The following is a 6,244-nucleotide window of genomic DNA, read 5'->3' as shown; positions in this document are numbered from 1 at the left end:
ATCTTCTTAGGCATTTGCTCCACCACCCATTGCTGCTAACAGGTCTTTTGCTATTCTCTCACTCTCTAGTAGCTCTTTTCGGCTTTTTGCTTCAATGTTGACTTCTTTTTCGCCAACTTTGATATTAATCTTTATCGGCTTGTCTGCCAAGCGATCGCCCAAAAACCCTAAAAAGCTCTTGACATTCTTCATGCTCACTTCAGCCGTAAGCACTCCGATCAAAGTGGCAAAACCTGGTTTGCTTCCCGCTTCTGGGTTCAAATCTTCCGTGCGATTTGCCTTTTCTACTTCATCCAAATCCCGGATTTCCCGTAGCAGCTTGTTCGCTAGCTGTTGCCGTCTCTGGTCATCTAACTCTGGATCGTCAACGGCAAAGGTGAATTTTATAATCGGTTCGCCTGTCATTTTAACCTGCAAAGTTGCGTCAACTACATGGTAATAGATTACACTTTCAGATTTGACGATTCCGGTCAGAAAAAAGATAGCCTTTAAGCGCTTTTTGATTGAATTTATACCAACGCAAAAATATCCCTCGCGATTGCATCGAGTGACAATGCGATTGTATCGGGTGACAATGCGATTGTATCGGGTGACAATGCGATTGTATCGAGTCACAATGCGATTGCATCGAGTGACAATTCGATTGCATCGGGTGACAATGCGATTGGATCGCGATCCAATGCGATTGCATCGAGTGACAATGCGATTGGATCGCGATCCAATGCGATTGCATCGGGTGACAATGGCATTGCATCGGGTATTACAAAATTTAATTGGCGATCGCATTAATGAAATGCTGTACTATAGCGGTTCTCATTTGAATCACATACATGTTCAAAAAATAAATGTAGAGACGTAGCAGTGCTACGTCTCTACACGGCGTATTGCACACAACCGAGAAGCGCTATATATTAAAAATGCAATAAGTTATCCAACAATTCTGCTGTTTGTTCTGGCTTAACCAAAGTATTCGCACACAATATCCCAGATGCAGCTACTGCCGGTACACCGATTCCTGGCATAGTGCTGTCACCAACGCGATACAATCCAGCAATGGGGGTGTGTGTGTTGGGAAACATACCTTTACCAGCTGCGATCGCAGGTCCATAAGTTCCCTGATATCTTCTCAGATAACGAGCGTGAGTTAGTGGTGTGCCGATTAATTCTAACTCAATGCGATCGCGAATATCTGGGATAATTCTTTCTAAAGCACGATATAAAGACTTTGCTCTTTCTTGCTTCTTCTGCTCATACCGTGCATTTTTTTCCCATCCCCCATAAGGTTCTAAAGTATAAGCATGAACCACATGATGTTTTTCTGGTGCTAGAGTTGCATCCCACACGCTGGGAATCGATATCATGCAAGTATTTCCCGGTGAAGTTATATCAAGTTGTCCATCGTGGACTACTACATGATGTCCCGTCAAATTCTCCAAGCCTTCACCACGAATGCCTAAGTGTAAATGCATAAAACTATCTACCGCTGGTGTATTTAGAGAAACTTTGCGATAAGATGCGGGTAAGTCTTCGGGACGCAACAACTTAGTATAAGTATCCCAAATTGTCGCATTAGAAATCACTACAGGCGCTTTGAGAATTTCACCATTTTGTAACCTGACACCAACAGCTTTGCCAGACTCTACTAAAATCTGTTCAACGTGACACCCCAAGCGCAACTTACCATGAAACTTTTCTAATCCCCGCACCAAAGCATTGACAATTGCCGCACTACCACCCACAGGATATTCAACTCCGCAACGGGAGCGTTCACCTAACATAAAAGCTACCTCTGGGGCAATAGTACCATGTGCCTTTAAACCAGACAGTAGAAAGCATTCTAAATCGATCAGCCGTCGTACCCAAGCATCTTTAACTGTTGCATCCATCACATTACCCACAGAAGCTTGAACAATTGGCAAATTGGGGAGCATTTTTGTTAAAGATGGCAAATAACGTCTTATTAACACCAAAATCATCTGCCAATCTGTTCTCAAAGCTAAAGTCGGAATGCCTTTCATTGCTTCATAAAGCGGTAATAAACGTTCTTGAAACTGCTTTAGTTCTTTAGCACCTTGCAACGTAATTTTCTCCACCTCATGAAGGTAACGCTCAATATTGCCATAAACTGCAAAAGTGCCTTCAGGAAGGTGATAATGTCCTAATGGATCGTAAGACACACATGAAAGGGATTCGCCTAAAACATCAAGAACTTGTTTGAGAGGATTTAAACTTTGGGCATCAGTCAGACCACAATAGAAAGAGGGACCGGAATCAAATTCAAATTTTCGTCGTCTGAAGCTATGAGCTGCACCACCAGCAATTGTATGACTTTCACAGACAATTACTCGCTTGCCATAACGTGCAAGTAATCCAGCAGCACATAACCCCCCGATACCGCTACCAATGACTATGACATCACAATTTTGCATTTTTTTTAGTAGAGACGCGATTCATCACGTCTGTTAATTGTTATTTGCCCAATGCCTAATGCCCAATGCCCAATGCCCAATTCGCAATTCCTAATGAATAAACCATTAATTGAACTTAAAGGTGTTTCAAAGTCGTTTGGTGACAATAAAGTTTTAGACAATGTAGACTTGACAATTTACCAAGGAGAAGCATTAGGAATTATTGGTCCTAGTGGTACTGGGAAATCAACTATTTTACGAGTGATTGCAGGATTAACGGCTCCCGATGATGGAGAAATTTATGTACAAGGGGTACGGCGAGAAGGTTTGATAGAAGATGGCGTTGATCCGGTTGGCATTGGGATGGTGTTTCAGCAGGCAGCATTATTCGATTCATTGACAGTCGAGCAAAATGTCGGGTTTTTACTTTATCAATACTCAAAAATGTCGCGATCGCGCATTCGAGAATTGGTTGAAGAAAAATTGGACATGGTAGGTTTGCCAGGAATCGGTTCGCTCTACCCTAGTGAACTTTCCGGAGGAATGCGAAAACGTGTAAGTTTTGCCCGTGCGGTTGTGTCCAACCCAGACAACCCACAAGAAGGACCAGCAATTTTACTATACGATGAGCCGACAGCCGGACTTGATCCAATTGCCTCTACAGTAATAGAAGATTTAATTCGCCAATTACAATGTACTCAGGGAGTATGTGGCACTTATGCCATTGTTACCCACCAAGACAGTACGATTCGTCGTACCGCTGATAGAGTTATTTTTCTCTATCAAGGTAAAGTGCAGTGGCAAGGTAGTATAGATGAACTTGGGAATACAGAACATCCTTTGATTAGACAATTTCTCAGTGGGAGTGTGCACGGACCGATTCATGTAGGTGTCGGCTAGATGGCAGAAGGAGAAAAATGCGATCGCGAACATTTAGAGAGGGTTCTGTAGGGTTATTGCTTTTGGCAGGATTAGGAGTATTTGGACTGATTCTGCTATGGTTGAATAGAGTTACTACATCTCAACGTTCATACAAAGTTATTATCGAGTTTGCTAACGCTACCGGAATGCAAAAGGGAACACTTGTTCGCTATCGGGGTGTGAAAGTAGGCAGTATTTCTAAAATTCAACCTGGTTTAAATAACGTTGAAGTGGAAGTTGATATTTCTCAACCTGAATTAAAAATCCCCCGTGATGTAAAAGTTGAAGCGAATCAATCCGGTTTGATTAGCGAAAGCATTATCGACATCACACCAAAAGCAACGCTAATTCAAGCAACTGATTTAGCTAAACCTACAGAAAAAAATTGCAATCCCCAAATTATCGTCTGTAATGGATCTCGCTTAAAAGGTGAGGTTGGCATCAGCGTTGATGAGCTTATTCGTAGCTCAACTCAACTATCTGTTGCATACAGTAATCCGAAATTTTATACAACTGTCAATAAAACCTTGGAAAGTACCTCCCAAGCAGCTGCTAATATAGCGGCTTTAAGTAGAGAACTCCAGGTTTTGAGCAAAAATGCACAACAACAATTACGTACATTTTCTACCACAGCCAATTCAGTGCAACAGGCAACAGATAAACTTAGTACATCTACTAATCAAACAGTAATTCAATTTGGTACGACCGCCAAGCAATTTAGCACAACCGCAACTGAATTAGGCACAACTGCAACTGAATTTGGTAGAACCGCAAAAACTATTAGTTCGACTGCAAATCAAGCGAAAAGTTTAGTGACAAATCTCGATAGTTTAGTGACAACAAATCGTTCGACGCTAGTTGGTACTTTAAATAATCTTAGCCAAGCGAGCAATCAACTACGCGTTACAGTCAGCAGTTTATCACCAACTGTTAATCGCTTCACTCAAGGTAAATTACTAGAAAACTTAGAAACTCTCTCAGCAAATGCAGCGATCGCATCAACTAATTTACGCGATGCTACCAAAAGCTTCAACGACCCAAATAACCGACTACTATTGCAACAAACTTTAGATTCGGCACGGGTAACATTTGAAAATACCCAAAAAATTACATCTGATTTAGATGAGTTGACTGGTGATCCCGCTTTTAGAAATAATTTGCGGCAATTGGTGAATGGTTTAAGTACTTTGGTTTCTTCCACAGAGCAGATGCAACAGCAAGTGCAAATTGCTGATACTTTAGACTCTTTTAAAACATCTGTTAATAAATCAGATTTGGTTATTCCTGCCCCAACGGCAACCCAAAAGGTGATGATTATTAATATGTCACCTGCTGAAGAGAAAAGTGCTGCCAAAAAGCCAGAAATTACAATTAGTTTAAGCACTTCCACTTCATCCCAAGCACGCTTATTGAAGCAGTTGCGTGAGTATAAAGAGCAGCAAAATAACCTTAAGCAGTCTAAACAAGAAGAAAAGACAGAATTTAAGCTGACAGTTGATAACTAAGTATTGGAGTGTGACACTCCCCGCGATAAATCGACGGGGATTCTTGAATCTAAGACATAACTTGCTCATGCAGGTTTGCACCAAGCGGTGAACCGCTCACTACGAGTGAGAGGTACATTTTCATTTGATGAAAAGGCGATCGCACACAAAAGATATTCTAGAAATTAAATCAACAAATTTCCATTACTTAACCTTGAGGTCTTAAATATGGTTGCTTCACCTCAAATCTACCTCACCCCTGAGGAATACCTCCAAATGGAGGAACAAAGCGACATCAAGCATGAATATATCGACGGCTACATCTACGCAATGGCTGGAGCGCTTCACCCCCACGTTACCATTGCTGGCAACCTGTTTGCTCCTCTCCGTAATCATGTCCGTGGCTCAGGTTGTCGTGTTTACATCGCCGACATGAAAGCACGTATCGAATCTCTAAATCGATATTACTATCCCGATGTCATGGTGACTTGCGACCAACGAGATCAGGAAACTCCTGCGTATAAAAGTTTTCCCTGTTTAATTATCGAGGTTTTATCTAACTCTACTGAAGCCTTTGATCGGGGAGACAAATTCGCCGATTACCAAACCTTATCAAGTCTCAAAGAGTATGTTTTAATTAACACCAAACGTCCGCGAGTCGAATGTTTCCGCCGTAATGATGAAGGGCTGTGGGTTTTACAATCTTACACAGCAGAAGATAAATCATTTCGATTAGACAGTATTAACTTTGAAGGAACAATAGCCGAGCTTTACGAAGATGTAGTTTACTAGAAGCAATTCCCAGCAAATGGATTCTGAAATTGCATCAGGACACAAGTTGTGGATTTACAACCGTTATTCCGATGTGGGTTATTCCCCCCGACCCACCTGACACTAAAATCTCAAGCAAAATTTCCTCTTGATCAATGTCACTGACTTGAATTTTCTGCGAAGAAACAGTAGAAATGGCACTTTGCTCAGTGAGTAAATTGCGAAAGTTATTCTTATTGACTTTTTTCCCAAATAAGTCTGAAACTTGCTGCCACAAGGGGTAAGCTAAGTCTTTAATATACCCCACACTCAAGTATAAACTGTTGGCAACTGTGTTATATGGTTCGTTATCCCAAGCCGCTTTGAGGATTTCTTTTTCTAGGTATGTAAGATGTTTCCCCGTCTTGGCTTCAAAGCGAGCTTCTATAAGTTGCAATGCTGTTTCAAATAACATAGGTAAAAGTGCATCTGTGTTGCTAAGGTATTTATTCCGCTTTTATTACTCTTGTCAGAGAAAATCCGTTATTCCTGTATTCAGAGATTTTTATTTAGATTTGTAGTTAGCGCTGACTACAAACAAATGAAATTATACCTTTTTAAAAGCCTTTATCTACATTTACTTAGATGAAAGAAAGTTATTGTTGCACGGTGAGCTATTTG

7 protein-coding genes are annotated in these 6,244 nt (G+C 41.1%); 4 read left to right on the top strand and 3 right to left on the bottom strand.

From position 1 onward, the window contains the following. Positions 1-6: 6 nt before the first annotated feature. Positions 7-405 (bottom strand): hypothetical protein, encoded by a 399-nt coding sequence (locus tag TOL9009_RS0135640; RefSeq protein ID WP_029638273.1) that lies wholly within the window; start codon positions 403-405, stop codon positions 7-9. Between the two features lie 52 nt (positions 406-457). Between TOL9009_RS0135640 and TOL9009_RS48210 the strand changes: the two genes are divergently transcribed. Further along, positions 458-859 (top strand): hypothetical protein, encoded by a 402-nt coding sequence (locus TOL9009_RS48210; RefSeq protein ID WP_186227773.1) that lies wholly within the window; start codon positions 458-460, stop codon positions 857-859. Positions 860-911: 52 nt separating this feature from the next. Here the strand turns inward: TOL9009_RS48210 and TOL9009_RS0135630 are convergent, their stop codons facing one another. Beyond that, complete coding sequence (locus tag TOL9009_RS0135630; protein ID WP_029638271.1) at positions 912-2,429, bottom strand: phytoene desaturase family protein; 1,518 nt, start codon at positions 2,427-2,429, stop codon at positions 912-914. Between the two features lie 93 nt (positions 2,430-2,522). On the opposite strand from TOL9009_RS0135630, the gene TOL9009_RS0135625 reads away from it, so the two are divergent. The 3 genes from TOL9009_RS0135625 to TOL9009_RS0135615 all read left to right on the top strand — a co-directional run bounded on the left by TOL9009_RS0135625 (position 2,523) and on the right by TOL9009_RS0135615 (position 5,605). Beyond that, positions 2,523-3,308, top strand: a complete 786-nt coding sequence (locus TOL9009_RS0135625; RefSeq protein ID WP_029638269.1) for an ABC transporter ATP-binding protein — start codon at positions 2,523-2,525, stop codon at positions 3,306-3,308. A 17-nt stretch (positions 3,309-3,325) separates the two neighbouring features. Next, positions 3,326-4,834, top strand: coding sequence for an MlaD family protein (locus TOL9009_RS41600; RefSeq protein WP_051503210.1), 1,509 nt, complete (start codon positions 3,326-3,328; stop codon positions 4,832-4,834). Positions 4,835-5,041: 207 nt separating this feature from the next. Then, positions 5,042-5,605, top strand: coding sequence for a Uma2 family endonuclease (locus TOL9009_RS0135615; protein WP_029638267.1), 564 nt, complete (start codon positions 5,042-5,044; stop codon positions 5,603-5,605). A gap of 34 nt (positions 5,606-5,639) precedes the next feature. On the opposite strand, the gene TOL9009_RS42465 is transcribed toward TOL9009_RS0135615, so the two are convergent. Next, on the bottom strand, positions 5,640-6,038 hold the full coding sequence (locus TOL9009_RS42465) for a hypothetical protein (protein WP_029638265.1): 399 nt from the start codon (positions 6,036-6,038) through the stop codon (positions 5,640-5,642). Between the last annotated feature and the right edge of the window lie 206 nt (positions 6,039-6,244).

Origin of the sequence: [Scytonema hofmanni] UTEX 2349, assembly GCF_000582685.1 — a bacterium.
Lineage (GTDB): Bacteria > Cyanobacteriota > Cyanobacteriia > Cyanobacteriales > Nostocaceae > Hassallia > Hassallia hofmanni.
The sequence above is the reverse complement of the archived record's forward strand: the minus strand, read 5'-3'. Positions and strand labels throughout refer to the sequence as shown.